The 20858-nt window shown below is 63.4% G+C and carries 12 protein-coding genes; 8 read left to right on the top strand and 4 right to left on the bottom strand.

What is annotated here, in order from left to right:
* The first annotated feature begins 126 nt into the window (after positions 1-126).
* The 7 genes from H2040_RS01510 (at position 127) to H2040_RS01480 (ending at position 12682) form a co-directional block, all read left to right on the top strand.
* Entirely contained in the window at positions 127-2865 is a 2739-nt protein-coding gene (locus H2040_RS01510; protein WP_287153733.1) for a helix-turn-helix transcriptional regulator, read from the top strand.
* Positions 2866-3058: 193 nt separating this feature from the next.
* Entirely contained in the window at positions 3059-5254 is a 2196-nt protein-coding gene (locus H2040_RS01505) for a TonB-dependent receptor (protein WP_287153731.1), read from the top strand.
* A 99-nt stretch (positions 5255-5353) separates the two neighbouring features.
* Complete coding sequence (locus tag H2040_RS01500; protein WP_287153729.1) at positions 5354-7447, top strand: hydantoinase/oxoprolinase family protein; 2094 nt, start codon at positions 5354-5356, stop codon at positions 7445-7447.
* A complete protein-coding gene (locus tag H2040_RS01495; RefSeq protein WP_287153727.1) occupies positions 7444-9117 on the top strand; it encodes a hydantoinase B/oxoprolinase family protein in 1674 nt (557 codons plus the stop codon). Before H2040_RS01500 ends, H2040_RS01495 begins: the two co-directional genes overlap by 4 nt.
* A 1-nt stretch (position 9118) precedes the next feature.
* The gene (locus tag H2040_RS01490) at positions 9119-10396 is read left to right on the top strand and encodes a cytosine permease (protein WP_287153725.1); all 1278 of its coding nucleotides are present in this window, start codon (positions 9119-9121) and stop codon (positions 10394-10396) included.
* Between the two features lie 155 nt (positions 10397-10551).
* Positions 10552-11340, top strand: a complete 789-nt coding sequence (locus H2040_RS01485; RefSeq protein ID WP_051122713.1) for an avidin/streptavidin family protein — start codon at positions 10552-10554, stop codon at positions 11338-11340.
* Between the two features lie 25 nt (positions 11341-11365).
* Positions 11366-12682 carry a pepsin-like aspartyl protease gene (locus H2040_RS01480; protein WP_287153723.1) on the top strand — a complete coding sequence of 439 codons (1317 nt, stop codon included), beginning with the start codon at positions 11366-11368 and terminating at the stop codon, positions 12680-12682.
* Positions 12683-12728: 46 nt separating this feature from the next.
* On the opposite strand, the gene H2040_RS01475 is transcribed toward H2040_RS01480, so the two are convergent.
* From H2040_RS01475 to H2040_RS01460, 4 genes are all read right to left on the bottom strand, one after another.
* Positions 12729-14420, bottom strand: a complete 1692-nt coding sequence (locus H2040_RS01475) for a carboxylesterase/lipase family protein (protein ID WP_287153721.1) — start codon at positions 14418-14420, stop codon at positions 12729-12731.
* A gap of 1 nt (position 14421) precedes the next feature.
* Entirely contained in the window at positions 14422-15750 is a 1329-nt protein-coding gene (locus tag H2040_RS01470) for a hypothetical protein (RefSeq protein ID WP_287153719.1), read from the bottom strand.
* Positions 15743-17410, bottom strand: a complete 1668-nt coding sequence (locus H2040_RS01465) for an MFS transporter (RefSeq protein ID WP_287153717.1) — start codon at positions 17408-17410, stop codon at positions 15743-15745. The genes H2040_RS01470 and H2040_RS01465 overlap by 8 nt, the downstream gene beginning before the upstream one ends.
* Positions 17411-17609: 199 nt before the next feature.
* Positions 17610-18305, bottom strand: coding sequence for a TetR/AcrR family transcriptional regulator (locus H2040_RS01460; protein WP_287153714.1), 696 nt, complete (start codon positions 18303-18305; stop codon positions 17610-17612).
* A gap of 278 nt (positions 18306-18583) precedes the next feature.
* Between H2040_RS01460 and H2040_RS01455 the strand changes: the two genes are divergently transcribed.
* The gene (locus H2040_RS01455) at positions 18584-20857 is read left to right on the top strand and encodes a TonB-dependent receptor (protein ID WP_287153712.1); all 2274 of its coding nucleotides are present in this window, start codon (positions 18584-18586) and stop codon (positions 20855-20857) included.
* Position 20858 lies beyond the last annotated feature (1 nt).

The following is a 20858-nucleotide window of genomic DNA, read 5'->3' as shown; positions in this document are numbered from 1 at the left end:
TTCGAGCGCGATCCCGGGACGCCAGCCGGGCATAATATTTCCGTAAGTACTCTCTCTTTCGGGCAGAGAGCTAAAGCATCAAACTTGCGCGATAAAGACAAACCAGTCAGTTGTGTTGACGCGACGATGAACGAACTGACCGCCAATAATCCGCGCCGCTGGTTTGTCCGCGCCAAGCTGGACGCCCCGCGCCAGCAAGTTTCCCTTTTGGCGAGACAGCGTCTTGTCTCGGTTCTCGATGAAGCCGTGCGGCGCCCCTTATGCGTGGTGGTCGCCCCGGCGGGGTTTGGAAAGACCACGCTGATCGCGCAATGGCGGGAGCAATGCGCCGCCGTCGGCGCGTCGGTGGCGTGGCTGAGCCTGGACGAAGACGATGCGGATCTGCGGCAGTTTCTTTCCTATCTGATCTTTGCGTTGAGCGAGGCCGGCGTGAATACCGGCCGGCTGGAGGCGCTGGCGGAACAGGGCCTGACGGAAATCTCCATCGATTCCGCCTTTGGCGCGTTGCTGCAGGCGGCTGCGGGCCATATCGGACAGGTCGTCCTTGTTCTTGACGACTATCACCGCATCATGAACCCGGAGACCGATGAGGCGCTGGAGCGCATGATTGATGCGCTGCCGCCGAACTTCTCACTGATTGTTTCCACGCGCCTGAGGCCCGAACTGTCTCTGGGCAGGCGGGTCGCGGCGGGTCAGGCGGCGGAGATCGATGGCGAGATGCTGCGCTTTTCCGCAGAGGAAACACGCGCCGTCATTCGCCCCGACCTGACCGACGATCAACTGGGCGCGGTGTTCCAGCGGACGGAGGGCTGGGGCGTGGCGGTGCAGCTGGCGCGGCTGGCTATCGACGGGGATCGCCCCATCGACGCGGCGCTGGAGGGGCTGGCCGGGCATGGCGGTCATCTGGCCGCCTATCTGGCCGACCAGGTTCTGGACCAGCTGCCTGAAGACCTGCCGGATTTTCTTATTCAGACGGCGATACTCGACCGGTTCAATGCGCCGCTCGCCAATGCGGTGTGTCAGCGCAGCGACGCCTGGGATGTTCTCGATCGCCTGCAGCCGCTTCAGAGCCTGCTGGTGCCGCTGGAGGAGCCCTCAGACTGGTACCGTTATCATCATCTGTTCGCGGAGCATCTTCAGGGCCTTTTGCAGCGCCGTATGCCGGACGCCATTCCCGGCCTGCATATGCGCGCCAGCGTCTGGTACGCCAAGCAGGGTTATATTTCCGACGCGGTGCGCCATGCCCGGCTCGGCGGCGATCTGGACCGCTGCGCCAAGCTGATCGAGGACGCCGGCGGGTGGGAGCTGATCCTTTATGGCGGGATCGGTTATCTGCGCAATTTGCTGCGCAATATTCCGCTCCGGGAAGCGGCCGCCTATCCGCGGGTACAGATAGCGTTCGCTTATCTGGCGTTGAAGGAAGGCAATCTGCCCGACGCCCGCATGTTGCTGAATCAGGTGCGGGAGACCTGCGGAGACATCGACCCGCTGGAACCCTATGACGCGCCGCTGGCGCGCGATTTCGTCAATATCTGCGCCCTGGCGGATATGTACGAGGATCAGCGATACGATTCCCGTAAAGCGGCCCGCCTGGAACAATTGCTGGACCAGACCCCGTCATCGGATGGTTTGACGACCGGGGTTCTGATCTGTGCGTTTGCGCTGGTCAGCATGGCGAACGGCAATATCCGCATCGCGGAGGACCGCAGCCGGGAGGCCATGCGGGCCATGCGGGCCGCGGGATCCGTCCTGGGCCTGAATTACTGTTTTCTCCATGCTGGCGGCGCGTCGCTGTATCAAGGGCGGCTGCAAAAAGCGGAAGCCAATTTCCGTCAGGCGCGGCAGATGGCCGAGGACAATTTTGGCGCGGATAGCGGCTTGCGGTCGCTGGCCGATCTCCTGCTGAGCGCCCTGTTGCACTGGCGCGACGAGTGGAAGGCGGGCGACCACAGCGAATTCCGCCGCGCCGTTGCGCATGTGGAAACCTATGACGGCTGGTTCGAGATCTACGCCCAGGCGCTGGACGTGGAGGTCGCCGCGGCGCTGGACCAGCAATCTTTCGCGGCCGCCGAGGAGGCGATCCGCCGGGCCGAGCAGACCGCCGCCGAACGCGGCATCCGGCGCCTGACCGATATTTCGAGAGCGCATCGCCTGTGGCTTCTGGCCCTGAAGGGGGAGGCCGCCGCCGGCGCGGCGCTGGCCGAGCGCCTTGAGGCCGACTTCCCCAAGGGAATATGGAAAGAGAATATCTTTGCATGGCGGCCCTATCAGGCGGCTGGCGCGGCGCTGGCGCTTCATCATGCACAGGCGGACCGCTCCAGATCGATTGCCATACTGGAAGATATGGAAGCCTGTGCCCGCTCCATTGGCGCTGAGCTCTACACGGTTCAGGCGATGGCCATGAAGGCGGGCGTTCTGGACAAGGCGGGGAACCGGGAAGGCGCGCTGGCAACGCTGCTGGACGCGCTGCTGCTTGCCGCCCCCGAGCGCCTGCGCCGGCCTTTCCGAAACCCGCTGATATCGGGATCGCTTCTGGCCGCGGTGCGTAAAAAGGCGCGAAACGAGGCCATGGATATCGTGCTTCTGGACTTCATCAGCGAGTGTCTGGAAGTGCGCAGCGTGAACGACGACCCCACCGGCGCGCTGGAGGCGCTAGGCCTCAGCGCGCGGGAGCAGGAAGTTGTGCAGGAGCTGGCCAACGGATCCGCCAACAAGGAAATTGCCCGCGCGCTTGATCTGACCGAGCATACCGTGAAGTTTCATCTGAAGAATATTTTCAAGAAGCTGGGCGTGGAGCGCCGCACGCAAGCGGTGGCGCGCATCCGCGATCTTGAAGGGCGCGGAGAAACCTACCCGAACGGGTAGGCTGCGATTCTGCCGCCAGGACCCGACCTACCCGGGAAAGTTGAATTTCTACACTTGGCGGGCGTTGCGCCTGCGCCGGTTTTTCAAAACTCTATGCGGTGATGTTTCCGTGCGGGAGAGGCGCGGAAACGCCCGGCTTCGCCGGGTGCAATACGGGGGAAAGAGCATGAACCGTCGAATCCGTCTTTTTCTGATGTCTACCGCAATCGCCGCGCCGGCGGGGGCCGGTCTGGCGCAGGACGTTTCGCCTGACACGGCTGTATCGGAAACCGCGATTACCGATGAGATCGTCGTCACCGGCGCGCGCGGACGGATAGAAACCGCGCTGGAAGTGCCGATCTCGGTCACCGCCTACAATGAGGAAGAGATCGAGGACGCGCGCATCGACCGGGTGGGCGACTTCATCACCCTGACGCCCAATGTCACCATCGACGAAGCGCAGAATGTCGGGCTGTCGGCCCTGACGATCCGCGGCGTGACACAGGTGCGGAACGGCGAGCCGCCGGTGGCGACGGTCGTGGATGGCGTGCTGCAGATCAATTCCCGTCAGTTCACGCAGGAACTGGTCGATGTGGAGCGGATCGAAGTGCTGCGGGGGCCGCAGGGCGCGCTGTACGGCCGCAACGCCACCGGCGGGGCCATCCTGATCACCACGAAGGACCCTTCCAATGTTCTGGAAGGCCATGTGCGCGCGGGCATCGGCCGAAATGAGCATCTTCTCCAGGGCGCGGTCAGCGGCCCGATTGTGGAAGACAAGCTGCTGTTCCGCGCCGCGGCGCGCTACAGCGATTATGGCGGCAGCCTGATCAACGAGACGCTGGGAGAGCGTGTCGGCGATCTGGAAGACATCACGTTGCGCGGCAAGCTGCTGTGGCGTCCCACCGGAAATTTCGAGGCGGACCTGCGCGCCAGCGTATCCCGCGCCGAAGGCGGCGGCCTGAACTATGTGTATCAGCCCGCCATCGTGGGGCCGGACGGAAAACCGATCGCGCTGGATTTCACCCGCGGCGACGCGGACGAGGTCAGCCGCATCATCTATTCGAACAATCCGGGTTTTAACGAGCGTGATATCAACGAGTTCGCGCTGAAGATGGACTATGATCTGGGCGGGGTCACGCTGCGCTCGGTCAGTTCTTACAACGATCTCCAGGAATATCTGCAGGGCGACCAGTTCCCCTACACCGCGGCGACAACAATCAGTCCCGGCGCCGTGCCGTTTGCCGACGGCACCCAGACCCAGTTCGTTGATATCGAGGCCTGGAGCCAGGAGTTCCGGATCATTTCTCCGGCCGACCAGCGGCTGCGCTGGATGGCGGGCGTCTATTATCTGGAGACTGACCGCTTCATTTCCTCTACCACCGGCTCGGATCTCGGCCAGGGCATCACGCGCGTAGAGCGGGAGCCGCTCTTCTCCGACCCGGCCAACCCGACGCTCACCTATTTCGCGGACGATAATGACAACACGGCCTGGGCGCTGTTCGGCAATGTCGATTTCGACGTTACCGACCGGCTCGAGCTGTCGGCGGCCCTGCGTTATGACGAGGACGAGCGCGAACAGACCGTTTCCCCGTTGAACACCGGCGGCGCGCCCGGCGCGGTCAACACCGCCACTTACGACAAGCTGCAGCCGAAGCTGACGGCGCGTTACCAGATTACCCCTGATTTCAACGTCTATGCCTCCTGGGGCGAGGGCTTCCGCAGCGGCCAGTTCAACCAGAACGGCGTTGGCGCGGCGGCGGCCGCCGCCGGCCTTGTCGGGGTCGAGGACGTGGTCGATGAGGAAATCACGGAGACTTACGAGCTGGGCTTCAAGGGCCGTCTCGGCGACCGGCTTCGCCTTAGCGGCGCGGTGTTCGACACCACGGTCGAGGGGCAGCAATATTTTGTCTTTGTCGGCGCGGTCGGCGCACAGGTGCTGGTCAATATCGACGAAGTCAGCCTTCAGGGCGGCGAACTGGAACTGGCGGCCAATCTGGCCGAGGGGCTGGACGCCTACGCCTCCGTTGGCGTGACCGACAGCGAGGTCGAGGAATACGCCCTGAACCCGGCCGCGGTCGGCAACAAGGCGCCCTATGTGCCGGACATGACGTTCAATGCGGGCGTGCAATACCGGACCGCGCCTTACTGGAACGGGCTGAACCTGTTCGGCCGCGTGGATTACGAACATCGCGGCGACCAGTTCTGGGACCCGGAAAACTCCACCGCCCGCTCGGCTTTCGATCTGGTCGATCTGCGTTTCGGGATCGAGCACCAGGAAGGCGGCTGGAGCCTGATCGGAACATGGAACAACGTCTTCGACGAAGCCTATAATTCCGAATACGTGCTTGGGGGGTTCGCCCACCCCGCCCAGCCGACGCAATGGCGGATCGATCTGCGGAAAGAGTTCTAGGCCTTTAAGCGCGGGCTGGCGGAAAGCCGGCCCGCGTCCGGCGCCCGCTGACGCGGGTCTGAACGCTTTCCGGCAAATACGCGAAAAAAGGGCGAACCGATGCAATCCAGGCGCAAGCGCGCAGCCACCGATGTCGGCGGCACATTCACCGATCTTGTTTATTACGAAGTTGACCCGGAAACGGGCAGGCCCGGGGCGATCCGCGCCGCCAAGTCCGACACCACGCCGCCGGAGTTCGATCGCGGCGTCATGAACGTGATGGAGAAGGCGAACGTCGATCCCGCCAGCCTCGATTTTTTTGCGCACGGCTCCACGGTGGTGATCAACGCGCTGACCGAGCGGAAAGGCGCGCGCACCGCGCTGATCACCACGCGGGGCTTCCGCGACGTGCTGGAAATCGCGCGCGGAAACCGGCCCGACCTTTTCAACTTCAATTTCAGGAAGCCGGCCCCCTTCGTGGAGCGCCATCTGCGGGCCGAACTGACCGAACGGGCGAACCACAAGGGCGAGACGGTGCGGGACGTGGAGCTGTCAGAGCTGCCCGAGATCCTGGACTATTTCCGCAAGGAGGGGGTGGAGGCGATCGCCATCGCGTTCCTGCACGCCTATCTGGCGCCGGAAAATGAGCGCAAGACGCTTGCCGCGATCCGGGATCAGTGGCCGGAAGTTTCGGTTCTGGCGTCGCATGAAATCAGCCGCGAATGGCGGGAATATGAGCGCACGAACACCACCGTGCTCTCCGCCTATGTCCACCCGGCCGCCAAGAAATATATCGAGCGGCTGGAGGGCCGGCTGCGCCAGCACGGGTTCGAGCGCGATCCCTTCATGATGCAGTCCAATGGCGGCATCACTGGCGCGGAGGCGGCCAAGGCCAATCCCGTGGCCATGGTGGAATCCGGCCCGGCCAGCGGCATTTACGCCGCCGCCTATATGGGCCGTGCCATCGGCAAGGAAAACCTGATTGTTCTGGATATTGGCGGCACGACGGCCAAGTGCGCGCTGGTCGAAAACGGCAAAGTGAAAATATCCACCGATTATTATATCGAGCGGACGCCGAAGAATCCGGGCTACCCCATCCAGACTCCGGTCGTGGATATTGTCGAGATCGGCAATGGCGGCGGCTCCATCGCTTGGGTGGACGAGGGCGGCAAGCTGCATGTCGGGCCGCAATCGGCCGGCGCCTCGCCCGGCCCCGCCGCCTACGGACGGGGCGGCAGCAAGGCGACGACAACAGACGCCAATCTGCTGCTGGGCCGGATCGACCCCAAAAGCTTTGTCGGCGGCGAAGTCGAGCCGGACTGGCGCGCCGTGAAGGACGCTTTCGGCGCCTTGTCCGAACGTCTGAAACTGTCGGTGGAGGACGTGGCCCGCGGGGTTGTGCGCATCGCCAACGCCAACATGGTCAATGCGTTGCGGCTGGTCTCAACCAATAAGGGACACGATCCGCGCGACTTCTCCCTGATCGCGTTCGGGGGCGGGGGCGCCATGCACGCCGTATCGCTGGCCGAAGAGCTGAACGTGCCGGAGGTCATCGTGCCGGTGAACTCGGCGGTGTTTTCCGCCTGGGGCATGCTGCTGACCGATCTGCGCCGTGACTATGTGCGCACCCGGCCGACCCCGCTGCACGCCGATTTCCGCAATGACATCGCGCGCGCCTTTTCGAAAATGCGCGACCGCGCCTGCGTGGATTTCACGGGCGAAGTCGGCGACTGCAGCGACCTGAAATTCAATTACCTGGCGGACATGCGCTATCAGGGGCAGGAGCACACGGTGAAAGTGGATCTGCCGCCCAATGGCGATGGCGGGCCGGACATGGCGGCCGCTGCGGAGCGGTTTCACGAACTGCACGAACAGCGCTTCACCTATCGCCTCGACGCGCCCATCCAGATTGTCAATTTCCATCTGGCCGCATTCGCGCCGGTCGATAAGCCCGACCTGGCCGAAAAGGCGGTCACGGGCCGCAAGATCGAGGACGCCCATATCACCCGCCGCGAGGTCGATTTCGACAGCGGCGGCGTGGTCGAGGCGGACATCTATGACGGCCTGAAAATGGAGCCGGGCATGACGCTGACCGGCCCGGCGGTGGTTCAGGAACCGGCCGTGACCCTGGTTATCCCGCCCGGCAAGCGGCTGAGCGTCGACAAGTTTGGCAATTACCGCATTCAGATCAGCGCCAAGGAGTCAGGGCAATGAAACAGGACGTCTTCACGCTCGAAATCATCAAGGACTCCCTCGTCGCGGTGGGCGAGGAAATGTTCAACGCCATGATCCGCACCTCGATGAGTCCGATCATCTATGAGACGACCGATTTCGCGGTCGGCGCCACGGACGCGGCGGGAAATCTTCTGGCCCAGGGCAATGGCGTGACCGCCTTTCTCGCCACGCTGGACACGGCCGTGCAGAGCACGCTGGAACACTATCCCGGTGAAGACGATGTCCGGCCCGGCGATATCTTCATCACCAATTCGCCCTATGAGGGCGGCGGCACGCATCTGTCGGACGTCGTCATCGTCTATCCGGTGTTTCACGATGACCGGCTGATCGCCTGGACCGTGAACAAGGCCCACTGGACAGAGGTCGGCGGCTCCCACGCCGGCAGCGTCTCGACCGAGGCGACGGAGATCTATCAGGAGGGCCTGCATTTCCGCTTCCTGAAACTCTATGACGAAGGCCGCCTGAACCAGTCACTGGTCAGCATGATCCGCGACAATGTCCGCCTGCCCGACAGCACAATCGGTGACATGCACGCCGGCGTCGCCGCCTGCAAGGTGGGCGCAAAGCGGATTCTGGATCTGGTGTCCAAATACGGCGAGAGCGCCGTGCTTTCCGCGATGACCGGCCTTCTCGATTACGGCGAGCGCATGACGCTGGCCGAGCTGAAGAAACTGCCCCAGGGCGTGTTCGAGGCGGAGGATATCGTAGAGGAGGACGGTCACGGGAACGGACCGTTCCGCATCAAGGTCAAGGTGACGATTGACGGCGGCCGCATGGTCGCGGACTTCACCGGTACGGACCCGCAGGTCAACGGCCCGATCAATTGCAGCTATACGGGGCTGGTCACGGGCGCGCGATGCGCCTTCAAGGCGGTCACCAATACGGAAATTCCGGCCAATGGCGGATGTTTCCGCGCGCTGGAGGTGGTCTGCCCGCCGGGCACGCTGATTTCCGCGGAATCGCCGGCGCCGGTCTCGATCTATTACGAGGCGCTGATCGCCGCGATCGAGGTCATGTGGAAGGCGCTGGCGCCGCACATGCCGGAGAAGCTGCCCGCCGGTCACCAGCGAACCGTGGGCGCCACGTTCATTTCCGGACCGCATCCCGATACGGGCGAACTGTTCGTGATGGGGGAGCCCTTGCTTGGCGGCTGGGGGGCCTCTGCCGGGCTGGACGGGGATAACGGACAATTCTGCTGTGCGAACGGCGAAACGTTCAATATCCCCGTCGAGCTTGCCGAAAGCCGTTATGGCTTCGAGATCGACCAGTACGCCTTCCATAACGAGGATGGCGGCGAAGGCGAATTCCGCGGCGGGAAAGGCGTGGTTCTGGACTACCGCATAACGGCGGAGGAGGCGTTCCTGACCTATTCCGCCACCCGCACCACGACGCGCCCCTGGGCGATGGACGGCGGCGAGGAAGGCTCCACCAACGCGGCCTGGCATATCCGGAAAGATGGAACCCGCGAGCGCTATACGATGGCGACGGCGGTCCGCGCCAGGAAAGGCGAGACGTTCCGCATGATCAGCGCCACGGGCGGGGGTTATGGCGAACCGGCGGCGCGGCCGCGGGAACACGTCCTGTCCGACCTGAAGAACGGCTACATCACGCCCGAACAGGCGGAGCGTCACTACGGCGTCACGGGCTGACGTGCCTGTAAAGGATGATTTCGCCCGCGTTCCGGTGCCTCAGGACCGGCGCGTGGGCGGATTCCATATCGCCATGGTGGTGGTCGGGGGAACCATATCCATTCCCGGCTTCCTCATGGCGGCGGCGATTGGCGACGGGCTGGGCGTGGCCCATGCCGCCGCCGCGTTCATTCTGGGCTGCCTGACACTGGCCGTCCTGGGCGCGATGACCGCCTGGGCCGGCGTGAAATCGCGGTTTTCCGCCTATATGCTGGCCGAATTCGCATTTGGCCGCCGCGGCGCCGCGGCGGCGAACCTGGCCGTCGCGCTGTCCCTGATCGGCTGGTTCGGCGTGATATCCAATATTTTCGCGCAAGCCGCGGATTTGCTTGTGAGTCAGACGCTCGGCCTGTCGATCCCGGCCGAGATCTACGCCGTGATCGGCAGCCTGCTGATCGTCGGGGTCACGATTTCCGGCTTCAAGGGAATCGACAAGCTGGCCCTGGCGCTGGTCCCGCTCATGGCGCTTTTCCTGATCTACGCCGCCGCGCTTTCCATCGGTAAAATCGATGGCTGGAGCCTGCCCGCGGACCAGCGCACGCTCAGCTTTTCCTCCGCCGTTTCGGCCGTAATCGGCAGCTATATCGCCGGCGTGATCATCCAGCCGGACTATGCCCGGTTCGCGCGCAACAGGCCGCACGCCATATGGTCCGCCGTCATCGCGCTGGGCGTCAGTTTCCCCGTAGTGCTCTTGCTGGCGGCCATTCCCAGCGTCGCCATGGGGCAGTCGGATCTGTTCCTGATCATGCTGGGGCTGGGAATCGGCGTTCCGGCCTTCATCCTGCTGCTGCTCGCCTCATGGTCCTCCAATGTTCTGTGCCTGTATTCCGCCGGGCTTTCGGTGGCGACCATATTGAAGCGGGTGGATTTGCGGACGATCCTTCTGGCGGCGGGGACCGCCGGGACGGCGCTGGCGATGCTGCACGCGCAGGATTACCTCACCCGCTACCTCATTCTTCTGGGCATCGCGCTGCCCCCGATCGCCAGCATCTATGCGTCCGAAGCGCTGCTGTTCCGGGACGCGTTCTCGCTGGAGGCCCTGAAGACGGAGTCCGCGGTCAGCTGGCCGGCCTTCGCCGCATGGGGCGGCGCAGTGGCGGCCGGATACGCGGCCTATTCGGAGCGGGCGAGCTTCACCGGCGTCGCGGCGCTGGATTCCATCCTCGCCGCCTTCATGATCTATGCCGGGCTGGGCTATGCCCGCCGCGCCGCTGCGCGGCGCTCCGGACGGGCCGCCTGAAGCGCGCGGGCGACTACCCGAAAGGGTAGGGGGGCGAACCCCCGGACTATACCGATCTCCTTTGAGTCTATCCGAAACGCTGATGGCGAAATTCGCCTGAGACGCGCAAGACTCGCCCGTGAACTGACATCGCGCCTTAAGGGGAGGACAAATCGATGAGCCTGACGGGAGTTTGGTCGAACAGCTACGGTTCGGTGATGAATTTGAGCCAGTTTGCCGGCGGTCTGATCGCCGGAACCTATTCATCCTCAACCGGGTCCACCGGAAAATACTATGTCGCCGGGATGGCCGGACCATCCGACCCCACGCCGTCGCTGGGCCAGAGCGCGGCGCTCTCCATCTACTGGCGGTCCTATACGGGCGGGCAGGGCGACCCCAGCTGGCACTGGGTTTCCGGCCTCAGCGGCCAGTTGAACACCAGCGGCTCTCAGCCGACGCTCTACCTGATGCATGCCATGGTCGCGACGGACAATTTCCCGAACGTCGCCAATGTCGGCACCTATATCGACAAGCTAATCTACACGCCCAAACAGGGTGAGACGGACAGCTCCATCAAGGACGCGCTCAGCGAGGGCGCGAACGGAACCGACCCGATCAGCGGCGTCTGGGTCTGTAACGAGGAGCCCGGCACGATCATGCAGCTGAGCGTCAGCGGCCCCAGCACCGGCTATGTCACGGGCGATCTGGCCAGCGCCGCGGGGCGCTATGTTCTGGTCGGCTTTACCGATGTGGACGCACAGTCGGGCGGCATCGCCCGTCAGGGTCTCTCGGTCAGCGTCGGGGTCGGCGACGCCGGCGTCTGTATGAGCATGGCGGGCAGTCTGGATTTCTCGACCGGGGTGATGACCCTGACGGTCTATGCCAGCCGCGGCACGTCCGCCGACACGATCTATACCCAGACACAGGTCTCTCAGTGGACCTTTACCAAATCATCCGACGATTGATTCCACCGCAGGGGAGGCGAGGGACATGACCCATCAATTTAACAGGAAAGCAGCTTTTCTCGCGGCGGCGGTTTCGGCGTTGCTGCCGGCGGCCTGTGCGACGGGGGGCGAGGCGCCGCCGGATACGGGCGCCATGCTGACCGTGCCCATGAAACTCGGCCAGATGGCCGATTACGGCGCGACGCCCTGGTACACCGATGCGATCACGCTGGGCTCCAGCCCCATGCATCTGGCGATCGACAGCGGCGCGAATTTTTTCTGGGCCACGTCAGACAAGTGCCAGACCACCGCCTGCAACGCGCATCTGAAGGTGAACACCACGCAGCCCGGTTTCACCTGGATCGATACCAGCTCGACCAAGCGCTCGTTCGGACCGTGGGGCGACATGTATACCTGGACCGGCTCGGTCCCGGTCGGGATCAATGGCGTTTCATATCAGGCGAGCAATTTCTTTGCTTCGGTTCAGTATGAGGGGCCGAAATTCGAATATCTCGCCTGGGGCGGCGGGATCGGCATGCCCTCGACCTCCACCTGGGTGGAACAGGGGTCAGGCTTCCTGATGGGCGAATTGTTCAAATCCGGCGTTCTGGCCCAGCCGGAGTTCGCCATGGTGACCGAACCCTCGACGGGGACGGGCTATACCTATCTGGGCGGGCCGGGGGATCCCTCCCAATATGTCCAGCAGACCGAGGCGCGGCTGGCCCCGAAAAAGGCGGCGATCGGTTATCTCTGGGGAACCGAGCTGGCGAACGTCTTTCTGGGGGGAACGCCGCTTCCCGCGCTTCAGGGGCAGACCTTCTTCCTCGATTCCGGTTCGTCCCGGTTCAAGGGCGATGCGCAATATCTCTATCCGATCATGACTCCGCTCTCGCAGATGACGGGGCCTGACGGACAGCCGATCTTCACGCGCACCTATGACGAGAACGGCAACTGGACGGGTCTTTATTACACCAAGGGCGGACCCTCTGATTACCAGTTGCCGGACGTGACGCTGAACATGGGCGAAACCTGCTACGGCTATTCAGCCTATCAGCTTCAGATCACCCTCTCGCCGGAGCAATATTCCTACTATGTGCAGGAAGGCGACCAGGCGGGGAAATGGGCGCTGGCTTTCCACCGGCTCGACGGGGTGGGCGGCCTGCTGGTCGGGTCGACCTTCATGGACCTGGTCTATTCCCGCTTCACTTACGGCCTCGCGCCGGAGGGGCAGTTGATCCAGAGCGATATGTATCTCTACCGGAAGAGCGGCGGCGCGCAGCCCAAGACCTATACCTGCATCTATACCGATACGGGCGAGGCCGTGCCGGCCGAGGAGCTGGCCCGGCGGGGTCCCGATTCCTGAAAGCGCCGCCAGCGCGCGATACCGGGGCGGTTGAGTACGGGACATCTCACTGCGGGGAGGCCGTCCCGGTATCGCAGCCTGGCGCGGCGTTGACGCCCACATTAACGAACCATTGTTGCCCCGCCTCCCGGCGGCGTTGGACAAGTTCGTCCTGCATCTCGAACATGCCGGGCAGCGGGTCGCGGGCGGCGGCGGGCATGTCGCCGATATGCAGATAGGACTGACCGTCGGAATAGGGACGCCAATGCGGGCTGTTTCGGCTCTCCGGCGTTCCGGTTCTGGCGAAAGACGCCCAGTAATCCATCATCGCCGAAGAAAGCGCCGCTTCCCCATCGCCCTCCGGAACCGGCCAGTTGGGCGGGAACGCCGCCTCATTGCCCGTCTTGCCGAAAACAAAGGGCAATTCGCTGGCGTGGAAGGCGCAGAGATCACGCGCCCGGGCCGCCGGGTAGCAATGGTCGAAGATATAGAGATAGGCGGGCAGGCCGTCCGAAGACTGTTCGCGGATCATGCGTTCCACGGCCCAGCCATAAATGGCGTCGCGCAGCGTATCCAGCATCGATTGTCCGATGTCGGATGCCGGATAAAGGTCCAGAAATGCGTTAGCCAGATCGCCATAACCGCAGCGAATGGCGGCCTCATAGGCCGCCGCGTCCTCCGGCTCCGGCGGCAGGAAAATCCTCTGGGAGCGCAGTTCGCCGCTATTGAACCCGGCCAGTAAAGGCGTCCTGGCCTGCGCCTCGTCCTCGAACGCCTCGATCACTTGTCGGGGAAGCGACCAGCCGTCGATGGTCCCCTGACTGGGGAAACGCTTCCTGGCGGCGGCGTCCGTCAGGGTTTGCGCATCCATCGCGCGCAGGTCTTCGACGCCGGGATGGCCAAGGCCGGCGGCCAGCTTCGCGCCGATCGCTTCCGCTGACGGCAAGCCATGGGCGGAGCGGGTGAGGTCCGGCACGGCCCGGATATTTGGACTTTGCGCGATGGCCTTGTGAAACAGGCCGCGGGCCAGCGGGCTGCTCATCAGATAGGTGACGCTCAGCGCCCCAGCGGATTCCCCCATGATCGTGACATTATCCGCATCACCGCCGAACGCGGCGGCGTTCTCCTGGACCCAGCGCAGCGCCGCGATCTGGTCCAGCAGGCCATAATTGCCCGATGCGGCGTTCGGCGACTCCGCGCTCAAACCGGGATGCGCCAGCCACCCCAGAACGCCGAGGCGGTAATTGATCGAGACGAGCACAATTCCACGGCTCGCCAGCTCCGCCCCGTCATAGAGCGGCTCGGCGGCGCCGCCAATGCGCAGGGACCCGCCATGTATCCAGACGATGACGGGCGCGTTTTCCGCGTCTTCCGGCGCCCAGACATTCAGGCTCAGGCAATCCTCTGAAGCGGACTGCGGCGGGTCGTAATAAATGCTGGTTGGCGGAATCGCCGGCTGGATACAGCTGGGCCCGAAAGCCGAGGCATCGCGCACGCCCTCCCAGGACGGCGCGGCTTGCGGGGCGCGCCAGCGCAACGGGCCGACCGGCGCCGCGGCGTAGGGAATGTTCTTAAAGACCGTCAGCCCGTCTTTCTGGACGCCTTCAACGCGGCCTTGCGCCGTTGCAACAATCGGGTTGGCCGCCGGCGCTTCCGCCGCGGCCCCCGCCGCACAGGCGGCAAGGGCAGGCAGGACAAGGACGCGGCAGATCGCGCGAACCGCACGAAACACGCGGGTCAATCCGGGCAGTCCAGACATGTCAGCCTCCCTGTAGAGCGCGCTCCAGCAGGCGCTGGAACGCCGTAACCGTCGCCGCGACATTCTCGCCGGACACACAGCGTTCATCGTCCTCCGCCACGTGATGAAAGCGGTGAACTCCGAAAACGCCGGCGACCGGGGCATAGCCCGCTTCGATGATATTGGTCAGTTCGCCGGCCGAAAGCTGATCGCTTCCATAAGGCGCCTCCAGTCCCGCCAGGCCGGAAAATTCCTTTCTCGCGGCAGGAAGAAGTCCGGGGCTGACCACCAGATAGCGTTGGGAATCCGTGCCGGGCAGCGGGCTGCGCGACCCGACCCCGTCATGCCAGTCGCGCGAGGCGAGATTGGCCCCCAGATGGAGCCAGAACGCGGTCTTGTCCGGGGGCGGCGCCACGTTGTGCAGCAATTCCTCGGCGCCCAGATACTGGTATTCGTGACCGCTATTGCACACGAAGGCGAGGTCGTAACCCGGCGCCGCGCGGCCCGCCCAGCGGGCCAGGTGAAGCCATGCGGCGATGCCCCCGCCGCGCTCCCCCGCGCAGGTGAACCAGCCCGAGCGCGGCGTGGAGACGACCAGCCAGCGGCCATGGCCGCGGTCCAGCTTCCCGACCAGATTGAAGGCCTGTCTGCGCCCGCCTTGTCCGGTCAGCCTCAGGGTGGCTTCCCGGCCTTCCATGGCCGCGGCGAAGAAAGGCGCGGCGTCTTCGGGCGCCAGCAAAGCCATGGGCTTTGGGTAAAGCGACTCACGGCCATCGGTGTTCAGCGCGATGATCTTGCCGGTCGGCCCGTTGGTGACGATGACGCAAGCGGCCGCGCCCCCGGCGAAAGCGGCGTCCACGGGTTTGCGGACCGGCTCCCAGAACATGGACGACCAGCGGCCGGCGGGCAGGTCGATCAGCGCAATGGCGCCTTGCAGCGGCTGTGCGGCGAGTCCCTGCGCGTCCACCCGCACGATGGGGGCGGTTATCCCCTCCGCCGGGGTGGACTGCACAATCGGTTGCGGCCACAGCGCGGCCCTCGCGTCACCGGCTGCAAGGTCTGCCTGTTCGGCTTCAAACCAGGGCGCGGAGAAATACTGGCGGTCTGTTTTAAAGCCTGCCCTGGCAAGTTCGGCCTCCAGCCACGCGCCGCAGGCCTCATCGCCCGGACCACCCGATTGTTTGCCGCCGAACCCGATATATCGCTGCAAATCGGCGACGACGGCTCCGGCATGGTCCGGCGCGGCTGTGGCCAGATTGCTCCCGGCGATCAGGGGCGTGGCGGCCGAGGCGGCCAGAAAGCGCCGGCGCGTCGTCGTGCCTTCCCCGGCACGGCGTGTCTGATCAGTCATCGATATTCCTCCGGAATGTTTCTGGAAGGAAGACAATGCCGACCACCGCGGTCATCCCCGCGACCAGCACCGGGTACCACAGCCCATAGTGAATATTGCCCGTTGCGGCGACCAGCGCGAAGGCGGTGGTCGGCAGGAAGCCGCCAAACCAGCCATTGCCGATATGATAGGGCAACGACATCGAGGTGTAGCGGATGCGCGCCGGGAAAAGCTCAACCAACATCGCGGCCAGCGGCGCGTAGGACGCGGTCACCATCAGCATGATTGTCACGATGATCGCGATAACCAGCGGCCGGTTGATTTTCTGCGGATCGGCCTCGCTCGGATATCCCGCCGCGATCAGTTGTGCGCTGATCCGGCCCTGGAAATCCTCGATCTCCGCCGCCAGTTCGGTTTCGCCCTGACTTGCGGGGTCGGGAACGGTGATGACCGTCTGGCCGATCCGCACCTGCGCCGGTGTTCCGGCCGGCGCGTCCGCATTGGAATAATTGATGCCGTTGCGGGCCAGATAGGCTTTCGCGATATCGCAGCTGGTCTCGTCAAACGTGTTCTTCCCGACCGGGTCGAACTGGAAAGAACACTCATCTGCATGAGCGACCACGGTGACCGGCGCATCCCGCACCGCCCGGGCGAAATCCGGATTGGCCGCGTTGGTCAGCGCCTTGAAGAGCGGAAACAGGGTCAGGGCGGCGAGAACGCACGCCGTCATGACGATTTTCTTGCGCCCGATCTTGTCGCTCAACCAGCCGAAGAACACGAAGGTCGGCGTGGCGATGATCAGCGCGATGACCAGCAGGATATTGGATGTCGCCGGATCGACGTCCGCGATGCGCTCCAGATAGAACAGCGTATAGAACTGCCCCGTATAGCCAATGACGCCCTGCCCGGCGACGGCTCCGAAAAGGGCGATCAGCACGAATTTCAGGTTGGACCAGCGTCCGAAGGCTTCCCTCAAGGGCGTTTTGGAGGTCGAGCCTTCGTCTTTCATTTTCTGGAAAACCGGACTCTCGGCCAGTTGCAGCCGGATCCAGAGCGAGATCGCCAGAAGAAAGATCGAGAGCAGGAACGGGATCCGCCAACCCCAGTCGGCGAATGCTCCTTCCCCCATCACCGTGCGCAGGCCGATCACCAGAAGCAGGGCGGTGAAAAGCCCGATGGTCGCGGTGGTCTGGATGAAGCTGGTGAAAAAGCCCCGCCGGCCCTTTGGCGCGTGCTCGGCCACATAGGTCGCGGCTCCGCCATATTCCCCGCCGACGGCCAGGCCTTGCAGCAGGCGCAGCGCGACAAGGATGATCGGCGCGGCAATGCCGATGGCGTCATAGCTGGGCAGGAAGCCGACCGCGAAGGTCGACAGGCCCATCAATCCCATCGTGACCAGAAACGTGTATTTGCGCCCGACGATGTCGCCCACGCGCCCGAAGACGATGGAGCCGAACGGCCGGACGGCGAAACCGGCGGCGAAGGCGGCCAGCGCCAGGATGAAGGCTGTCGTTTCGTTGACGCCGGAAAAGAATTGCGTGGAAATATACCCGGCCAGCAGGCCGTAGAGATAAAAATCAAACCACTCGAACATGGTGCCCAGCGATGATGCCAGGATAACCATGACCTTGCTCTGTTTCGGGTCATGAGTGGCCGGCGCCGCGTTTTCCCCGACAGCCATAAGCGTTCCTCCCCATTTATGGTCTGGCCGGTCTTGCGCCGGCTTTCAGACCTTGATTGCCGCGGTCTTGCTTATGATCCCTGTTTCATGGATGCGCCTCGATCCGCGTCGTTTCGTGAAATATTATTCGTTCGCTCTCTTGTGAGTTAATGCACGAAACGCGACGTGCGCCAAGCCGTCGCGGTCCGGGTTCATTCGATCAGCCGGTTTCCTGTTCCGGCCTGCCGCAAATCCTGTAGAAGCCCGCGGCCATGAAATGCGCCATGCGCGCCTTGACGGCCGCGTAGTCGCTGGATTTGCACAATCCGCCGGACAGCTTGTCGATCCGCCCCGTGCGCGCCAGCGTCAGCATCAGCGCGCCGGACACAAAGTGGTAGCTCCAGAAAATATCTTCTTCCGCGGCGTCCGGCAGGGCCTGTTTCAACAGCTCGATAAGGCGCAGGACCACCGGATCGAAATGCTGATCCATCATGTCGGCGCCCCATTCCGGCGTGTTGGCGACCTGGGCGCTCAACGCGCCGTAATTGCGCCATCCCTCGCCCCCTTCGATATAGAGATCGAGGTCGGTATCCAGGAAGGCGTGAAGCGCGCCCTCGACCGTGGGCTTGCCGCCGGTCTCCGCGTCATAGGCGTCCAGTGCCTTCATGCGGCGCTCGCTGGTCACCGCGGCGCGGCGCGCGAAAACCGCATCGAACAATTTCTGCTTGTCGTCGAAATAATAGTTCAGGAGCGTGTGGTGAACGCCCACGCGCTTGGCGACGTCCTTAAGCGTGACGCCGTGCAAGCCATTCCTTGAAAACAGGTATTCCGCCACATCGAGAATTTGCTCGATGGTTTCGGCGCGTTTCTCCGCCTTGGTCTGGCGTTTGCGCTGCGGATTAGGATTTGCTGGCAAGATAACCCCTTTCCCGCCGCCTTTGCTTTTCGGGAGCGAAGGCTACCGCATTGTTCATAAACAGTTGAATTTTAACCGCAACCGGACAGGCCGCGTGTTCCGCCCCAGGCGCCGGAAAGAACGCTTCATTCGCGCTGGTAAATTCAGAAACCATCCTTTCGGGGATAGCTCCCGGCTTGGAGGGGCGCAAGTCATTCACACTCTTGTCAGTGAATATTATTTTCAGTAGCGTGCCGGGAATAGTCGGCAACAGACCGGCTAATGGGGAGGATAAGGTTATGAAATACGTGCTGTTTGCGTCCGCGTCTGCGGTCGCGTTTCTTGCTTCGCCAGCCGCCGTTATGGCGCAGACCGCGCCGGACCAGTCCGGTGAAACCCGGACACAAACGGGCGCGGCGGACGAAATTGTCGTGACGGCGACCCGCCGTGAAATGAACCTTCAGGACGTGCCGCTCAGCGTGACCGCCTTCACGCAGGAAGAGCTGACCACCAAGGGGATTGTCGGTTATGAGGGGCTGGCGCTCGAAACGCCGGGCGCGGTACTCAACAAACCGACCGCGAACTTCAATACATTCTCCGTGCGCGGCATCGCCACGAACGGCTACCAGGCGAACCTGCAGAACTCGGTCGCGGTCTATATCGACGAATTGCCGATCTCGGCGAACGGCAACTCCACCCAGCTGGACTCGACGCTGTTCGACGTTGAACGGGTGGAATTCCTTCGCGGTCCGCAGGGCACGCTGTTCGGCTCAGGCTCGCTGGCCGGCGCGGTTCGTATCATCACCAAAAGCCCTGATCTGAATGATTTCGACGCCCAGGCGCTGGTCGATTTCGGCCTGACGGACGGCGACTCGTTCCGTCAACGCTATAACGGAATGGTCAATATCCCGCTGGTCGAGGACAAGCTGGCGCTCCGCGTCGTCGGTTTCTACCGGAACGAGGAAGGCTGGGTCGAGAACATCGGCACCGGCGAGGATAATGCGAACACGCTGGAGAACTGGGGCGGCCGCGCGGTCCTCCTGTGGGAGCCGACCAGCAAGGCGTCCGTGCGCCTGATGGCCCTGCATGAGAAAAGCGAGCCCGAAGACTCCCAGCTCATAAACCCGAATCTCGACCCGGACCGCGAAACGCGGAACACGCGCCGGCCGGACGTCTTTGGCGGGGATCTCGACTCCTATAACGCCACGTTCGAGTACGATCTGGGCTTCGCGAATTTCACCAGCTCGACAACTTACTCCTACTACGCGCAATCCTTCATCATCGATCTGGACGCCACCTTCGGCGGCGCGATTCCCTTTGCTCTCGACGCCTTCGCCTATGACAAGGCGTTCGTCGAGGAGGCGCGGCTGGTTTCCAGCGGGGACAGCCGTCTGCAATGGATCGTGGGCGGGTTCTATTATTACAAGCGGCGGGACACGGACCTTTTCTACCGCTCCGACCCCGCCTTCCTTGACGCATTCGGGATGACCGGCCTGCCGGACGAATATTACCAGCGCGCCTTCAACCACACGAATTCGGAAGAGATCGCCGCCTTTGGCGAGGCGACCTATAATTTCAGCGACCGCTTCTGGCTCACGGGCGGCTTGCGCTACGGCTCTCTGGACGTCCAGAGCTTTGCCGAGGGCGGCTATAACAGCAACTATCTGACCAACGCGCTCTTCGGTATTCCCGGTCCGCTCACGGTTACCCAGATCCAGCCGGCGACGGGAGAAAAAGGCACCGAAAAGGGCTTCTCCTACAAGCTGAGCGCATCATTCAAACCGGTCGACAATGTCACGACCTATGCGACTTATTCGACCGGCTTCCGCGCGCCGGCGGTCAATGCGCGCGCCGGCCTTCCCAGCTCCGTCGACCCGAACGACATCATCATTCCCGACGGGGCGTCTTCGGATGATCTGAAGAACTATGAAATCGGCGTGAAGGGGAACTGGTTCAACGGCAAGCTGTCGGCCAATCTCGCCGCCTATTATATCGACTGGAGCAATATCCAGGTTCAGGCCAACCGCGTGTCCGACCAGGTGCAATTCGCCACCAATATCGGCGGCGCCACCAGCAAGGGCATAGAGTTCGAGATGACCGCAAGGCCGGTCGATGGACTGAGCATCGGTCTGAACGGCTCGTTCAACGATTCCGAAGTCACGGACCTTACCCCTGAAGAGGCGGCGATTTCCGGCGCCGTGAAGGGAATCCAGCTGGCCTTCCCGGAGTTCCAGGGCGGGGCTTACCTGACTTATACCAGACCGCTTACCGCGACCGTGGACGGTTTCCTTTCAGTCAATGCGCGTCACGTTCAGGGATATCCGAACCAGTTCCCCAACGTGCCGGGTCAGCCGGGCGTGCAATCGCCCACATACGCGCCGACCGAAGCCTATGAGACCGTGAACATGTCGGCCGGGGCCGATTTCGGCGATCACTTCAAGGCGACCTTGTATGTCGAGAACGCCTTCGACGATCACTCGCTGATCTATTCCCATCCGGAAGGCTTCGCCGACGCCCGGTTCAGCACGCTGCGGCCGCGCACATTCGGCGTCCGGCTGAACTATAAATACTGAT

It is taken from the genome of Euryhalocaulis sp. (genome assembly GCF_013911995.1).
GTDB lineage: Bacteria > Pseudomonadota > Alphaproteobacteria > Caulobacterales > Maricaulaceae > Euryhalocaulis > Euryhalocaulis caribicus.
This window is presented reverse-complemented; position numbering and strand designations above follow the sequence as displayed.